Source organism: Haloarcula taiwanensis (genome assembly GCA_002844335.1).
GTDB lineage: Archaea > Halobacteriota > Halobacteria > Halobacteriales > Haloarculaceae > Haloarcula > Haloarcula taiwanensis.
The window spans coordinates 543,925-559,652 of record CP019154.1 but is presented as its reverse complement, the minus strand read 5'-3'; the positions used below and the strand labels follow the sequence as shown (position 1 = coordinate 559,652).

Here is a 15,728-nt window from a genome sequence, read left to right as displayed (position 1 = left end):
TGTCTGTTTCAGATAGCGGTGTCCGATCGGCCGTCGAAGTCACGCTCGTCGCGGTACTGCTCGACGAACGCGTCGACGTCGAACTGGAGCATCTGCTCCTCGAACTCCGCCATCACCTCGTCGTCCTCGGCGTGGCTGATGGCGTGTTCCATCAGTTCCACGAGCAGTTCGACGACGATTTCGTGCAGGCGACGGGAGTCGAAGTCGCTTACCCACGCAAGCGAGAACCCGACCGACCCGTCCTCACTGGTGTCGGCGGCGACGACCTTTTCGGGGAACTCCTCCATCACGACACCCATCAGGTGAACGGTGGTGAACTCGTCGTAGTCGTCGTTGGTCTCGATGGTCGCGTGCAGCACCTCGGTGAGAAACTCCGGCACGAAGCGTGCCAGCGGGTGCGGGTCGAGCACGACGGCGTGTGTCTTCCCGCAGTCACACGCGAACTCCCGCATGCCCAGATGGAGGTCATGCGTGTCGACAAGTTCGCCACAGGCCAGTTCGAGTTCGGACTCGCGCCCGCCGGGCACGCGCGGTTCAGCCATTACTTGAGATTGGTCGTTCGCGTGGTTAAAGGCCGCGATACGAACTACAGTGGTTCAGAGCCCGCCGATAGACGCTGTTTCCTGTGTGTAGCTGGACTCCGTTGCTTGGAGGTACGCCACGGTCGTCACAGCGATGGAGAAGACGCTGACGACACTTGAGAAGACAGTCGAGACCGTCGTCAAGACCATCGGCGGCAACGGAACCGGGAGGAAACTGAAGCCGCCTCCAAGAACGAGTCCGAGCACCGAGAGAACAACGGCCAGGACAAACGTAGCGAGGAGGTTGTCGATGACGACACTAACACTGTTGCTGATAGACTCGATAACGCCGCTGTCGTTCAGTGCAATTTCCTGTCGGACAAAGAAAAACAGGAGTGCAAACACCAGTCCGGGAATGACGAGCAGAATAATGCCGATCCCCACTGCGATAGTGGTGAGAATGCCGGCTACGATTGCGACTGCAACGGTCTTCCCGAGCCGCCGGCCCACATTGTCGGGAATCGGTTCACGGTCACCGCTGGCAAAGGCACGGATTGCGACAACATTCAGCGCCTCGTTGACGACAAGCAGCACGAGCGCACCGACGCCAGCAACTGCAAGCGGCAGGTCGAGTGCCAGTGGTGTCCCACCAGCCATTGCCGCCTGATTTACCTGTGCATCGCTCGGCAATTGCCCCAGAAACAGCTCTGTGAACGCCTGCGAAAGCGACGCCCAGACGACAGAGCTGAGTAATCCGTAGACGATGAATACGCCGGCAAACACCGCCCCGCGTTCACTGAGTAGTTCGTCGATACCGTCTTGGAAGGCACGGCCGATTTGGAGGGCCATACACAGTACCCCTGATGGGGGAGACATAAAGCTGAATAAATGTTTTTGAGCTAAACACCGCCCGGTCGACGGCCCGAAACCAGTATCAAGAGGGCACGCGAGTCCAGCTCTCAGAACTCGTCGTCCCGGTCCGCCCGCACCTGCAGGTACGCGTCCGTAATCACTGCGAGACTGAACGCCTGCACTGGTGCGTTCAACACCATTGACGCGACCTGCAGCACCGACTGGGACGGTAAGTCAAACGAGCCGGGGAGGAACACCGAAATAACTGACGCCGTAGACGGGATGCCCGGGATGATCCCGAGAAGCAACAGGAGAAACAGAAGCACGATGATCTGTGCCGGGGCATCCATGAACCGCGCGACGCAGTGCTTGAGCGTGTCGACGTAACCGCCGTCGTACAGGGCAATCGACTGCAGCAGGTAGACGAAGGCGAGACCGACGATCAGAGACAGGAGACCGCCAAGAAGACCAGCTAGTCCCCCAAGCAGCAGACGCCCGCTGACGTTCAGCGCGGTCGAACTCATCGAGGCTGCGAACGTGACGACTGCGACGCCGCCACCGAGGACGGCGGCCATAACGGCCCGCTCGGACGTATTCTCGTCCATGATCTCCTGTGGCTCGGTGAAGAGCCTGATCCCCCAGAATTTGACGAGCTGGCCGACAACCAGAAACAGGAGGACCATCACGACGGCAACCGGCAATGCGATATCAAGACTGAACGGCCCGGTGAAATCTGACACCGAAAACCCCGGTGCACCTGCCCCGGCGGAGCCGCCCGGCCCAGCGGGACCGCCCATGTCCATCACTTCGTCGAACAGCGCTTCGGTGAACGAAGAGTTTGCGACAGTGTTCCCGAGGTTGAACAGGAGGAAAACGCCAGTAACAAGGAGTCCGTCCTCACTGAGGAGGGTATCGAGACCGCTACGCAAGGCATCGCCGATCTGGAGGGCCATATCTTCAGTCGCTCTCCGGGAAAATATAAAACTAGTCGAAGCGTAGATTCCCGCCGACAGCGGGAGTGTGTCGCCTACGGCCAGTCGTCGCGCGCCTCGTCCTCGTCGGTTGTCGCGTCCGGTGTCTCCGGGTCGCCGAGGTCCCACTCGGCCGCCTCCGCGGCCTGCGTGACCGGGAGGTACTCCCAGCCCGCCGCTTCGGCGAGGTCGGCGTCCTCGTCGTCCGCACCGACGAAGACGTGCCGGTCGGTGTCGAACTGCTCTTTGACGTTTTCGAGACTCTCCTCGCGGCCGCGCGGGCCGGAGAAGAAGTCCTGTCTGATCCGGTGTTTCCGGGTGAAGTTGGTCACGACGTAGGTGGGCTGTTCGGAGATGACGCCGACGTACTCGGACCACTGGCGCGCGTCGTTGAACACGCTGTCAGGGTAGGCCAGTTGCTTGAGGGCGTCAAGGTCGAACGCGAGTGTCATATCGCCGCTGCCGCCATCCATACGCGACTCTCCGCTTTAGGGCGAAAAAAGAGCGTCGTTCTCCCGCGGGCAGTTACTCACGATTCTTGTCCGCCTGCGCGAGCCTGTCGGCCTCCTCTCGCACCGCCGCCATCTCGCCGGTAGCCTGTGGGTTGCCTTGACCGTGCCCATGATTGACCGACGCATCGAGCAACGAGCCGGCAAAGCCGCCGCTGTCGTCGCTTGGTTCGTCTGCCTCACCTGACTGGTCGCCCCGGCGGGTGAGCCAGGCAACGGCGCGGGGAAGGGCGTCACGCATGTGCGTCGCTACGTCAGCAGTGCGTAAAAATATCGGTGTCGACTGGCCTTATTCGGCCGGCGCGGGCGTCTGCGCCTTCACTTCTTCGAGGTCCACTTCCTTCTCCAGTAGCAGTTCCTTCTTGTCGGCGACCTGTCGCTCCTCGCGGATGAGCTGTTTGAACGCCGACTGCTGTGAGAGGTCGCCGATCAGCACGCCGCCGATAAGCTGTCCGTCCTCGAACGCGAGCCGCCGCCACTCGCTGTCGGAGTACTTCCGTTCGGCCTCGTCGTCGCCACGGGTCGGGTGACCGAAGGAGAGGAACGGGAAGTCGAAGTGCGTGATGGAGTACGAGGAGACCCAGCGGAACTCCTTCTCCTCGGCGTCGGCGACCATGTTCGTTCCGGCGACCGAGCCCTGCTCCTTGGCCGAACCCCACGCGCCGTTTTGCGCCTGGGAGTCGAGGATGGTGTCGTAGAACTGGGTGAGGTCGCCCGCGGCGTAGATGTCCTCGACGTTGGTCTGCATGTACTCGTCGACGACGACGCCGTCGTCGAGTTCGAGCCCGGTCCCGTTGAGGAACTCGGTGTTGAAATCGAGGCCGATAGCGACGCCGGCCCATTCGCCGTCGTAGTGGTTACCGTCAGGGTCGACCGCACCGGTAACTTTGCCATCGTCATCGACTTCGAAGTGGTCGACGCCGGATTCGAAGACGGGTTCGACACCGTTCTCTTCGAGCGCCTCGTGAATGATCTCTGCGCCGTCCTCCGAGAGCGCGTAGCGCCACCAGCGGTTGCCACGCATCAGGTACTTCGCGTCGATTTCCTGTGCGGCGCACACGGCGGCGAGGTCGATGCCGAGCAGGCCCGCGCCGACGATGATGCCCTGGTCGGCCTCGTCGGCGTGCTCGCGGATGCCACGCGCGTCCTGGAACGTCCAGAAGTGGTGGATGCCGTCGGCGTCGCTGTTCTCGACCGGGAGCTGTGCCGGCGTCCCGCCCGTCGCGACGAGCAGTTTGTCGTACTCGTAGGTGTCGCCCTCGTGGGTCTGGATCTCGTGGGCGTCGGGGTCGATGTCCGTGACGTGGGTGTTCAGCTGCAGGTCAATGTCGCGCTCGTCGTACCACTCCGGCTCGTGAATGGAGATGGGCGCTTCCGGCAGCTTCCCCTTGGCGAACTCCTTGATGAGGATCCGGTTATACAGTGCCTCCCCCTCGTCGGTCAGGACTGTGACCGACGCGTCCGGGTCCGCTTCCCGGATTGTCTCGGCTGCGGACGCACCCGCGATGCCGTCACCGATGATTACGTGCGACGTGCTCATGTACGGCCGATACGAAATCAGGCCTAATGTGGATTGCTATCTGTGTATCGTTTCCGATAGCGCACTGAACACACCGATAGTCGGGGATTTGAAGGCGCTTGGGCCCGTATTCGATTCTGAAATGAAAATCTACCAGAACCCGCGCCACTGGGCGAGTAAGAAGGCGCTGACCACACCCGGTGTCCGGTCGGTGGCCAACTACGGGCTGGTGAAACTCCACACCAAAATCTTCCTCGGGAAGGCTGACGAGGCACACCGAGAGGAGCGGCGCGACCACCTCGATGACTTTTTCGACGCCACGATGGACACCTACGTGGCCGCACTGGAGGCGGACTACTCCGAGGCCGAGGCCCGCGAGATAACCCACATCCAGGCCAACTTCGACTTCTACAATCACGGCTGGACGGAGATGATGGAGTTCCCGGCCGAGGAACTGGAAGCCCACTACGAGCGGTACGCGGACTTCTTCGAGACCCACGGCATCACCATCGACGACCCGCTCGGCTCCTTCCGCCCGGCCGACGGCGTCGCCGACGCGCCGTCCACGCCGGAGCGGCTGGACCAGCCGGAACACCCCCATGCCGTCGGTGGCTTCGCCGACGACGTGTATGTCGAAACAGAGGACGGCGAGACGATTGTCGGTGGCGGCCGCGAGGAACCGGACGATGTGAGCGCGACCGACGCGCCGGTCATCGACGAGGACGACGTGGAGAACGCGGCCGGGGACTGAGCGACGAACGGCGTCTCGGACCGCGGAACTTTAGCGGGCGTCTCAGCGCCGGGCTTCGGAGAGCGGCGATTCTGCATCGGTCGCCGCCGAGCCGTCCGCGATTCGGTCGGCGCATTCGAAACCCGCGACGATACCGCCGTTGAGCGACCGCTCCGGGTACTGTGCCCGCGAGGCCATGCCGGCGTAGTAGAGCCCGTCCGCGACGGCGTCGCCGAGGTCGTAGGGGATGACCATATCTAGATACCCGCGCTCGTAAACCGGTGCCGTCCGTGGGTTGCGGGCCGTCCGCACCCAGTTGACGGCGTCGCGGTCGAACTCGGGGAACAGCGACTCGATGCCCGAGAGCCACGTCTCGGCGACCTCGTCGTCGCTCTGTTGCCAGATCGCCTCAGATTCGTTCTGGATGTAGCGAGCGACGTACAGCAGATGCTCGCCGCCGTACCGTTCGGGAGAGACGAAGTTCGTGTGCTCGATGAGCGCGCCGAACGGGGCGTCGTCGGCGATGTTCAGCCAGTACGTATCTAGCAGGGACTCGTCCATGCTGATGACCGAACACACCGTCCCCTGGAAGTCGATGTCGCAGGCGTAGCCGGTCAGGTCCTCAAGCACGTTCGGCATCGCCGCGACGACGACATCGTCGACCGAGTGTGTCGTCGTCCCGGTGCCGTCGGAGACGGTCAGCGACGAGACGGCCCCGCCGCCCGTATCGACCGCTGTCACGCGCGTGCCCGTCTCGATGTTCTCGCGGCCCACGGCCTCGACCAGCGCGTCGAGCAGGCGGCCGAACCCGCCGTCGAAGTAGCCCAGAATCTCGCCGTTCAGGATGTCCCGTTCGCCGCGGAACTTGACCCGGCCGAGTAGCCACGCGGCGCTCACGTCGTCTTTCCGGTCGCCGAACTTCGCGTCCAGCAGCGGCTCGAAGAAGTTCTCGTAGACGCCCCGCGTGGTGTGTTCGACGACGAACTCCTCGATGGGCACGTCCTCGAAGTCCTCCAGTCGCTCGTAGGTGTCAAACGAGGGGACGCCGCCGCGAACGTCGATGTCGAGGACGAGCATCCCAAGCCGGAACGTGTCGTACAGCGAGAGATGCGGATACGTGAGGATTTCCCAGGGCTTGTCCATCGGGTGGACGACGCCGTCGACGTAGTAGGCGTTCTGTCCGATGTGCCACTCCACGGCGTCGCCCAGCCCCAGTTCCTCGGCGAGTTCGACTATCGTCTCCTCGGACTTCGAGAGGTGGTGGTAGAACTTCTCGATGTGGTCCCCGGCCGTTTCGTAGGTCGCGGCCAGGCCGCCGAGGTCCTCGCTCGCCTCGAAGACTCGGACCTCGTGGCCGCGTTGCTGGAGCCGGTACGCTGCCGAGAGGCCGGCGATACCGCCGCCGACGACGCCAATCATACCCCGACCTATCCGCGGTTGTGGGATTTAGTTTGCGCTTCGGTCGCCGCCGTCTTGGTGTCGACAGGCTGGTCATCATCGACCGCACCGCCTGTCACCGCCTGCTGGAATTCGAGGATCGCGACGGTCCCAGTCGGATGATTGTCCTCGAACCAGAGCGTCCCGCCGTACAGGTCCATCATGACCGAGACGAAGTAGAGCCCGAACCCGCCAGCGGTCTGATCGGGCGAGAGCCCGCGTTCGAACACCGTCGTCTTCAGTTCGTCACTCATACCGGGGCCGTTGTCAGCGATGCGGACCTGCAGCCAGTCACTGGCCTGCTGGACCGACACAGTCACCTTCGGGCTGTCGGCGTCGTTGTGCTCGACTGCGTTCCGGAGGATACTCAAGAGGACCTCTTCGAGCAGTTCGTTCGCCTGCACACTGTAGTCCTCATCGAGTTCACAGGAGACAGCTACCGAATCGTACTCGTCCCGGAGCGACTCAATTGAGCGACGGAGCGTGGCGTTGAGGTCGACGGCGTCCAGCCGCTCGGCTTCGCTCGCTGTCACCGTGTTGTTGATATCCCGTATCGTCTCGCTCATTTCAGTGAGCTTCCCACACCAGTCGCTGATGCTGTCGAGATGTCGCTGTTTCGACCGCGGTACGGTTTCTCTGATGTGTTCCGCGCGGCCACGGATGACGACCATCGCGTTGTGCAGCGAGTGTCTGAGGACGCCATTGAAGAACTCGATCTGCTCGCGGCGGCGCTGGACAGAACTGCGGCTCTGGCGGAGCTCGCGCTCGCGTTCGACTTGATCGAGGGCCACCTGCGTCGTCTGTGCGAGAATCGCAGCGTACCGCCTGTCTTCCGTGGCAAGGGTGCTGTCGTGTGACGTGATCGCCATCACGCCGTGGGAACCGAGCGGCAGCATGAGGGCGTTGTCGAGCGGGTCGAGTCCATCCTGGTCCAGTGAGACAGCCTGTATCTCACCTGTCTCGTACGTCTTCCAGAGTTTGCTTTCAGGCTCGTCCGTCGGCGAACCGTACAGCAGCTCTTCCGCGACGTTCTGTTCGATCGACTCGCTGATGACGGCCGGTTCGAGAACGCGATCGTTTTCGATGAACACGCCTGCTGCGTTCTTATCGAGGACGGCCGTCGCGAACTCGACAGCCATCTCAGCGACTCCCTCGGCGGTCTCTGCTTCGATGAACTGCTGTGTTGCGGCTTGTAGCGCTTCGAGTCGGTCCTGTCGGCGCTGCTGGCCCGTTACGTCTCTGAGAACGACGAGCCGGCCGCGTTCTGTCCCGGACTGATCAGTGAGGCTCGTCGTCTGTGGGTTGTAGTACGTGAACGAATCACCGAACGAGAACACCTCGCCACGCTCGATGTGCTCGACGATTCCTGGAGCAAGATCATCAAGTGATTCTCCGTCGGGGTCCGGATGATCCAGCGCGCTGGCCGCTGCGGCGTTGTAATCGATAATTACACAGTCGTCGGTGAGAGCGATGACCGGGTCGGGAAGGTTGTCAACGAGCGTATCTCCCGACAGCGTCGTCACAGACAGCGATTCGTCTTTGAATAGTACCCACCCGACGAGCACCGCGTTGAGCGAGAACGCCACCGGTGTAAGGTCGATAGCCGGATGCGGTGTGTAGCCGAAATCATACAGCACAGCGACGAATATCGGAAGGCCGGTTCCGATAATGATGGCCGCTGTCTGTCGCCGATAGACGTTCTGCGACCGGAACAAGAACTCAATCAGGAGTGCGTATCCGAGCAGTAACAGCCCGTAACTGACGGCGAGAAGTACCGCGAACGTGGGACCGCGCTGGATGGCGACCAGCGTCGTCCCGAGCTGAGTGACAGGGACGGCTGTCACCTCGACGAGGTCGTGTGCCTGGTCCGTCAGCAGTAGTAGCACGTCCGCGTTTACCACGAGAAACAGCGGTCCGAGCGACGATGGCCGAAGCCACGACTGGCGGCCAGTGTAGACGAGCGCGAAGACGATCCAGAGCCCGATGACCTGCATAGCGGCGGTTCGCGACAGCAGATACACTGTCTTGACAGCGGCAGGGTCCGAAACGACTATCTGCCATATCGAGATCGTACACCAGCAACCCCCAGCGGCCGCGAGCCAGCCGTACTGGCGAGCGCCGGGGACATCCTGGTTCCGGGCGGCGACGACAGCGATTGCGAAGCCGATGAGCGCCCCACCCGCGTTCCCGAGGATGGCGACTGTAGCGATGTCGACATCCATATCGATACCTATTCCAACGTCAGGTTTCCCTGTATTATGCCTTTGGGCCGCGTTCTCAGTACTGCGACGCGGCCACAGTGTCGGTTCGCTACCTTTTTGCCTACACTGCTGAAATTCGCAGGCATGCTGACAGTCCGGGCGCCGGCTACCAGTGCGAACCTCGGGAGCGGCTTCGACGTGTTCGGTGTCGCACTGGAGCGTCCGGCCGACGTCGTCCGTCTGGAGAAGGCCGACCGGGTCACCATCGAAATGACTGGCGCTGGCAGCCAGTACATCCCTGAAGACCCCGAGAAGAACACCGTCGGTGCGGTCGCCGAGGCGCTCGATGCGCCGGCACGCATTCAGATAGACAAGGGCGTCCGCCCCGCCTCTGGGCTGGGCTCCTCGGCGGCCAGCGCCGCCGCAGCGGCCGTCGGGCTGAACGAACTGTACGACCGCGGGTACTCCCGCGAGGAACTGGTCCCCATCGCCGCCAAGGGCGAGGCCGTCGTCTCCGGGGACGCCCACGACGACAACGTGGCCCCCTCCATCATGGGCGGGTTCACCATCGCGACCGAGAAGGGCGTCACGCAGGTCGACGCCGACATCCCGCTCGTGGCGTGTCTCCCTGATATCGTTGTGTCCACGCGGGACGCGCGCAACGTCGTCCCCGAGAGCGCCAGGGTCGAGCAGATGGTGGAAACAGTCGGAAACGCTGCAGCGCTGACGACGGGGATGCACCGCGACGACCCCGAACTCGTCGGGCAGGGGATGCACGACACCGTGGTGACGCCGGCCCGCGCGAAGCTCATCGACGGCTACGAACAGGTCCGCGAGGCCGCCCTGGCGGCCGGTGCGACCGGCGTCACCATCTCCGGGGCCGGGCCGACTGTCATCGCCGCGTGTGCCGAGGAAGACCGCCGCCGGATTGCGAGCACGATGCTCGACGCCTTCGGCGAGCGCGGCGTCGACGCCCGCGTGTATCAGACCCGAATCGGCCGCGGTGCAGAAGTGTTCTGAGACTGTCCGCAGGCCCGCATCAGTGGGCTCTGCGAGGAGCAGATCGCTCCGTTTCGAAGGCAGTTGTCGAGGATACCGAAAATCGTCTCATTAGCGCGACAGAGAGGTACTCCGACGGGTGACGAGATGTCAGTACTGCGGTATACTGCTATGTACTGCTATTAGTAACGCCAAGGCGTCTCGCTCCGCCACCTGAACTATCAATGGCATCTCAGACGGGGCACGCGCTTCCAGCAGCGTACGACGCGCTCAACATCGGTATCGCACTGTACGACCCCGATAGTGGTGCTATCCTAGACGGGAACGAACGAGTGGCAGAAATATTCGGATACTCGGTTTCGGAGTTGCGCGAGCGGTCAATCGGGGAGTACACCGCAAACACGTTCGTCCACTCCGTCGCCGATTTCAGGTCCCGGCTGGAGGACAGCGCCGCGGGCGAGTCACGCCAGTTCACGTGGCGGATCAAGCGGGCGGACGGCGAGCTCATCTGGGCTCGGATACACCTCTCGAAGCGAGTCGCGTCCGAGGAGACGTACGTCTGTGCAGAGATACGTGATATCACGGACTACTTCGAGACACACCACCGCGAGGAACTCCTCTGGCGGATACTGCGACACAACCTGCGGAACGAAGCGACAGTCATCGCCGGTAACACGGCCCGTATCACAGCCGCGGCCGGGACTGAGTCCGTGCGGGACGCCAGCAAGACGATTCGGTCCCGGGTCGAAAACCTCACCAATATCGTCGAATCCGTCAAACAGATCGAACGGGCGGTCACGCGCCCCGGCACGGACTACACTCGCTGTCACGTAACGCGCAGGGTCTGTGGTATCGTAAACACAATTGTAACCGACTACCCTGCTGCGGAGATTACCGTCACCGACCAGGCGGAGATGTGGATTGACAGCACTGACGCATTCACGTACGCGCTCACCCACGCCGTCGAGAACGCAATCATCCACAGCGAGGCTGTCACCCCGACAGTCGAGGTACACATCGGCCCGTCACCGAACACCGGGCGGGTGGAGATATGCATTCGCGATTCGAACCCGCCGATTCCCGACACGGAGGTCAGCGCGCTCTTTGATCCGACACAGGCCACGGAGACGGCACACGGGACCGGCGTCGGCCTCTTCGTGATGAAGTGGTGTATCGAGTCTCTCGGCGGTGAACTCCGATTCGAGCGGGACGGCGACGGGAACGCCGTCTTCTTCTATTTGCCTGCGCGGGAGCCGCCGGACGATAAGCGGTAGCCGCGCCCCTCGGTCGGCGACGGGGCATAGCCCGCGACGGACTCGACCCGAGAGACCACGACTGGGAGTCAGCTTCCCCTGACGTGCTCATTTCGAACACCGCCGAAAGGTTGCGAGTACGATGCTGGACGCCTTTGCCCGGGAGTCGACGCCCGCGTCTACTTACGTCTCGGCCGCGGCGCAGGGGCTTCTAACCGCTGCCGCTCCGTCTCGATCAGGCGTTTCGTCGGACGGCGAGGAGCGCCGCGGCGACGAGCGCGATGAGAGCGACGGCTACAGTAAAGCCCGGGCCGGACGCGGGTGTAGTGGCGACTTCTGTCACCGTATCGGTGCGTGCAACCGTGGTCTGGTCCGCGATTGATGTTGCGGTCGCTTCGACGTCATCTACCGTCGTGCTCGGTTCCTCTGGCGGCTGCTCGGTCGGCTCCCCGGTGGTGTTGACGTTCGCGCTCGCAGACTCGACGGAGCCGTTCGCCGTGGCCGCCGAGACGATGCGCCCGTCTTTGTCGGCGGCAAAGCTGTCACCATCCACGTCGAGAACGTCCGCGGTGAAGTTCACGCCGGCGGCGTACTTGCTCATGTCACTTGTAGCGGTGAATGTCCCGTTCGACGTGACAGTCGCACCAGGACGATGGATAAACGGGTTCGCCTGACTTTCGGAAGCGAGGCTGACCTCGACGTCCGAACCGGGCGCAATCGTCGTCGTACCCGAGACGGACTGGTTCACGGCGGCCTCGACGGTCACGCGTCCGTCGGTCGTGTCGAAGCCAGCGTCGCGCTCCGTAATCGTGTAGTTGGCTGTCCCCTCATCGTCATCGTCGCTCAGGCCGGTGGCGCCCGAGACCGAGAAGGTGGTCGTGATCTCGTCGTCGCCGTCTCCACGGACCGGTGCTCCGCTCTGATAGTTCACGTTCGACAGTTCGACAGCGATGAAGTACGTGTCGTTGTCGGGGTCATCGACCACGACCACGTTACTGTTGTTGAGGTGTAGCGGGTCCTCGTCGGCGTTCGCGCCGACGTTCGTCCGGTTGACCCAGATGTTGAACGCGTCCCCGTCCCCGGTGGCCTGGAGGAACGCGGCCGTGGTGTTGCTCGCGCCCCCGACGTCCGTCCGGTAGTCGATCGCGCCCTCGATACCGGAGGCGGTGACTCGGTGGACGACAATGTCACCGTCTGCGACTGCGGTCGACTGCGTGAGAGTTGTGCCGACGCGGTCGTAGATGCCGACGTCCTCGTCCGTGAGGTCGGCGTCTTTCGGGGCGACCCAGCTCTGGACGTGTTCGGTCGAACGCGCTTCCAACCGGAGCGTCCCGACAGCGTCGGGGTCGTCAATCTGACTTGTGCCGGCGGTCGCGTTCATCGTGTAGCTGGCCGCGTCAAGCGCCTCGGCCGTGAGGTCAGCTCGCGCGAACGACCCGCTCTCGCTGACGCCGCTGATCTCGTCGTCGCCAGAGACGCTGAGGACGTCGCTCGCCGCAATGCTCGCGTTTCCGCTGTTCGGAACGCCGGCGAGGTAGCTGTTGAACAGGACGGTGACTTCGCCGTCGCCGTCATCGTCGGTGATCTGCCCGGAGACGGCGTAGTTGTCCTCGCCCTCGTCGCCGATGACGATGTAGCCGTCGTCCGTGTTCTCTAACTGGTACGTGACGCTAACCACATCGCCGCGCTCGTCGGAGACAACGCTGTCCTCGAAGCGCACCTCTCCCTCCTGTGATTCGGAGACGGTGATGTCCGTCGAGGTGACCGCGAGACCGCTCTGGTTATCCGTGACGCTGACCGTGTACGGTCCGTTGCCGGCCGACTGGCTGCCGAAGTCAAACTCGACGGCCTCCGTGCCATCGAGAGTCTCGACCGCGGTCGCGACCTCATCACCATCGCCGTCGGTCAGCGTCCCGGTCGCCGTGGTGCCCCCGCGGATGGCAGTCACGTCGGCGGTGATGCTGTCCTCGTCGGTGACGTTGGTGTCGCTCACCTCGACGGCGAGTTCGAGGTCACTGATACGGAACCCGGCCGCGTCGGAACCGGACGTGACGTCGTAGCGCTCCCCCGCGTCGACGTCGTCCGTGTCGAAGACGTAGACCTGGCTGTTGTCCGCGTAGCTCCCGTCGAGGACGCCGCTCCCGCCGCCGGCCTCGACGACTAGGTTTGTGTCGGCATTGGCGTCCCTGTCCTCGACAGCAATGACCTCGCCGTGATAGACGTTCGCGTCGGAGCCGCCGTCAGAGGCCGGTGTGATCGTCTTCGAGGTCACGCTGATGTCCGTCGCGGTGACGGACCCGCTCCCGAAGTCAGTGAGCTTCACCGACAGATTCCGGTTCGGCGCCACGTCCTGTGTGAGATCAATCTCGACGCGGCCGTCGGTTCCGTCCGCGTCGATACGGTCGACAAGCGTGCCGGAAACCTCGTCGCCGTCGAGGTAAAGCGCGAGTTCGTCGGTCCCGTCGAGTCCGTTGGTGACGGACTCGTTCAGCGCCAGTTCGATCGTACTGCCCCCGCTAGCTGCCGAGTACTCTACAGCCTGCTCGACGCTGACGTTACCAGCGGCGGCCGCTGTCCCGGAGGCGGCGACGGTACCGACGAGTACCGACGCCACCACCAACGCCGTCAGAAACAGGCTCCGGAGTTTGTCGGTCGGTGCTGTTCGCGATACTCTTGTCGTGCTCTCTGTCCGCGCCGACGGTCTCCACCGCGCGCTTCGCACGCTGTTCGGGGAGTCACGTCGAGTCGGACTAGTCGAATCATCGGCATTGTCCACCATGCGATTTAGGCATGCCTAAAACAGTACAAATAGATTTCGAATTTTAGGCTAGCCAAAAAACATGATGCTTATCGAACCGCGCTGTATCGGTCAATCTGGCCATCTCACCGGCGCAGCATATTTTTAGGTGGACCTAATTCATAAAACCACTCCGGTTTCCGGACGGACCACATTATACCGCGGACAGCGATGGGAGCGTACCCGCACCCTTCTAGACATCGCCTGACGCGTCTCGCTCCGACAGACGCATTTGGACAACCATTTAACGGACCCCTCGGAAACCCAGACCATGTCGAATCCGCGAATCCTGATTCTCGGGCCGCCGGGAGCCGGCAAAGGAACGCAGAGCGCCAACCTCGCCGAGGAGTACGGCGTCGAGCACATCACGACCGGTGACGCGCTCCGGGCGAACAAAGACATGGACATCAGCGACATGGATACCGAGTACGACACGCCCCGCGAGTACATGGAAGCGGGCGACCTCGTACCGGACGCGGTAGTCAACGCTATTGTCGACGAAGCCCTCTCACAGGCCGACGGCTTCGTGCTCGACGGCTATCCACGCAACCTCGACCAGGCCGAGGAACTCGAGGGGATGACCGACCTCGACGTCATCCTCTCGCTAGACGTGTCCCGCGAGGAACTGGTCGACCGACTCACCGGCCGCCGCGTCTGTGACGACTGTGGCGCGAACTTCCACGTCGAGTTCAACCAACCCGAGGAGGAGGGCGTCTGTGACGAGTGTGGTGGCGACCTCATCCAGCGCGACGACGACAACGAGGAGTCCGTCCGCAACCGACTGGACGTGTTCGACGACAACACCGCGCCGGTCATCGACCACTACGAGGACCACGACGGCTTCGTCGCTGTCGATGGCGAGCAGACGCCCGACGAGGTCTGGAGCGATATTCAGGACGCTGTCGACGCACAGACGGCCTGAGACCCGGCGGAACTACCGTTCGAGGCCGATGTCGTCGAGACAGTCAGAGTAAAACGTTGATATGCCGTCGCAACTCAAGCACACACAATGGCACGTACCGCGCCGAAGGTAGAACGACTCGCCGAAGACGGCGAGGCAATGACTGACGCGCTCTCGACGGTGCTCGCTGCGGCCGAAGAGAACGGGACCGTCACCTGGAGTGACGTGAGTGACGACCTCACGAGCGGTGAGTGGGGACGGCTCATCGAGTCCGGCCTGCTCATCGACGCCGATGGCGAGGGGTTCGTCATCGACGACCCCGAGGGCGTCCGCGAGGCGCTCGAAGAGTCCGACGCGGCACCGAGCGATGATGACGAGGACAGCGGCTGGTCGAAGTGGGACAAGCTCGCCGGCCTCGGAACGCTCGGCCTGTTTGCCGGCTACTCGATGACGTCTGTTCGAGACGTTATCGCGGGCGGGGTCATCGATATCGTCCTCGGACCGCTCAACGATATGCTCCCCTTTTATGTCGTCATCCTGGTGCTTGCGATTATTACCGGGACTACCTCGACGATTCTGCAGGACAACCTTATGGACATGTCGGGGATGGGCGACCATCAGGAGAAGATGGAGGACCTGAAAGAGCGCCGCAAAGCTGCAAAGGAACGCGACGACCAGGAAGCGCTAGACCGGCTCGAAGAGGAGCAGATGGAGCTGATGACCGACCAGATGGGGATGTTCAAACAGCAGTTCCGCCCGATGGTGTGGATCATGCTGGTCAACATCCCGTTGTTCCTCTGGCTCTACTGGATCGTCTTCGGAGCCGGCGTCGAGGCGAGCCCGGTGATTACGCTCCCCATCTTCGGGGAGGTTGAGGCGTGGCGCAACGGCGTCGTCGGCCCGGTACAGGCGTGGATTGTCTGGTACTTCCTGTGCTCGCTCTCGTTCACCCAGATCATCCGGAAGGCGCTCAACGTCGAGACGACGCCGACCGGGTAGGCGCGAAGAGACAGCCCTTTCTATCGGGGCCACCCGAAC

14 protein-coding genes are annotated in these 15,728 nt (G+C 62.9%); 5 read left to right on the top strand and 9 right to left on the bottom strand.

Translation table 11 applies throughout. The features are described 5' to 3' along the window. Positions 1 to 8 precede the first annotated feature (8 nt). The 6 genes from BVU17_02930 to BVU17_02905 form a co-directional block, all read right to left on the bottom strand. The gene (locus BVU17_02930) at positions 9 to 542 is read right to left on the bottom strand and encodes a hypothetical protein (GenBank protein ID AUG46521.1); all 534 of its coding nucleotides are present in this window, start codon (positions 540 to 542) and stop codon (positions 9 to 11) included. A gap of 54 nt (positions 543 to 596) precedes the next feature. Then, entirely contained in the window at positions 597 to 1,370 is a 774-nt protein-coding gene (locus tag BVU17_02925) for a hypothetical protein (GenBank protein AUG46520.1), read from the bottom strand. Positions 1,371 to 1,480: 110 nt separating this feature from the next. Beyond that, positions 1,481 to 2,326: a hypothetical protein gene (locus tag BVU17_02920; GenBank protein AUG46519.1), complete on the bottom strand. Its 846-nt coding sequence runs from the start codon at positions 2,324 to 2,326 to the stop codon at positions 1,481 to 1,483. 74 nt (positions 2,327 to 2,400) lie between these two features. Further along, positions 2,401 to 2,817, bottom strand: a complete 417-nt coding sequence (locus BVU17_02915; protein AUG46518.1) for a hypothetical protein — start codon at positions 2,815 to 2,817, stop codon at positions 2,401 to 2,403. 52 nt (positions 2,818 to 2,869) lie between these two features. Next, complete coding sequence (locus BVU17_02910; protein ID AUG46517.1) at positions 2,870 to 3,094, bottom strand: hypothetical protein; 225 nt, start codon at positions 3,092 to 3,094, stop codon at positions 2,870 to 2,872. Positions 3,095 to 3,142: 48 nt separating this feature from the next. After that, positions 3,143 to 4,393 (bottom strand): NADH oxidase, encoded by a 1,251-nt coding sequence (locus BVU17_02905; GenBank protein AUG46516.1) that lies wholly within the window; start codon positions 4,391 to 4,393, stop codon positions 3,143 to 3,145. A gap of 121 nt (positions 4,394 to 4,514) precedes the next feature. Between BVU17_02905 and BVU17_02900 the strand changes: the two genes are divergently transcribed. Next, positions 4,515 to 5,123 carry a hypothetical protein gene (locus BVU17_02900; GenBank protein AUG46515.1) on the top strand — a complete coding sequence of 203 codons (609 nt, stop codon included), beginning with the start codon at positions 4,515 to 4,517 and terminating at the stop codon, positions 5,121 to 5,123. 42 nt (positions 5,124 to 5,165) lie between these two features. Here the strand turns inward: BVU17_02900 and BVU17_02895 are convergent, their stop codons facing one another. Next, complete coding sequence (locus BVU17_02895) at positions 5,166 to 6,521, bottom strand: protoporphyrinogen oxidase (GenBank protein AUG46514.1); 1,356 nt, start codon at positions 6,519 to 6,521, stop codon at positions 5,166 to 5,168. Positions 6,522 to 6,529: 8 nt separating this feature from the next. After that, positions 6,530 to 8,761, bottom strand: coding sequence for a histidine kinase (locus tag BVU17_02890; GenBank protein AUG46513.1), 2,232 nt, complete (start codon positions 8,759 to 8,761; stop codon positions 6,530 to 6,532). 123 nt (positions 8,762 to 8,884) lie between these two features. Here BVU17_02890 and BVU17_02885 point away from each other — a divergent pair, with 123 nt between their 5' ends. Continuing rightward, positions 8,885 to 9,760 carry a homoserine kinase gene (locus BVU17_02885; protein ID AUG46512.1) on the top strand — a complete coding sequence of 292 codons (876 nt, stop codon included), beginning with the start codon at positions 8,885 to 8,887 and terminating at the stop codon, positions 9,758 to 9,760. A 203-nt stretch (positions 9,761 to 9,963) separates the two neighbouring features. Then, complete coding sequence (locus BVU17_02880; protein AUG46511.1) at positions 9,964 to 11,013, top strand: histidine kinase; 1,050 nt, start codon at positions 9,964 to 9,966, stop codon at positions 11,011 to 11,013. Positions 11,014 to 11,227: 214 nt separating this feature from the next. Here BVU17_02880 and BVU17_02875 read toward each other — a convergent pair whose 3' ends face one another. Continuing rightward, entirely contained in the window at positions 11,228 to 13,609 is a 2,382-nt protein-coding gene (locus BVU17_02875) for a hypothetical protein (GenBank protein ID AUG48822.1), read from the bottom strand. 451 nt (positions 13,610 to 14,060) lie between these two features. Here BVU17_02875 and BVU17_02870 point away from each other — a divergent pair, with 451 nt between their 5' ends. Both BVU17_02870 and BVU17_02865 read left to right on the top strand, forming a co-directional pair. Then, a complete protein-coding gene (locus BVU17_02870; GenBank protein ID AUG46510.1) occupies positions 14,061 to 14,711 on the top strand; it encodes an adenylate kinase in 651 nt (216 codons plus the stop codon). 87 nt (positions 14,712 to 14,798) lie between these two features. Beyond that, on the top strand, positions 14,799 to 15,689 hold the full coding sequence (locus tag BVU17_02865) for an HTR-like protein (GenBank protein AUG46509.1): 891 nt from the start codon (positions 14,799 to 14,801) through the stop codon (positions 15,687 to 15,689). Positions 15,690 to 15,728 lie beyond the last annotated feature (39 nt).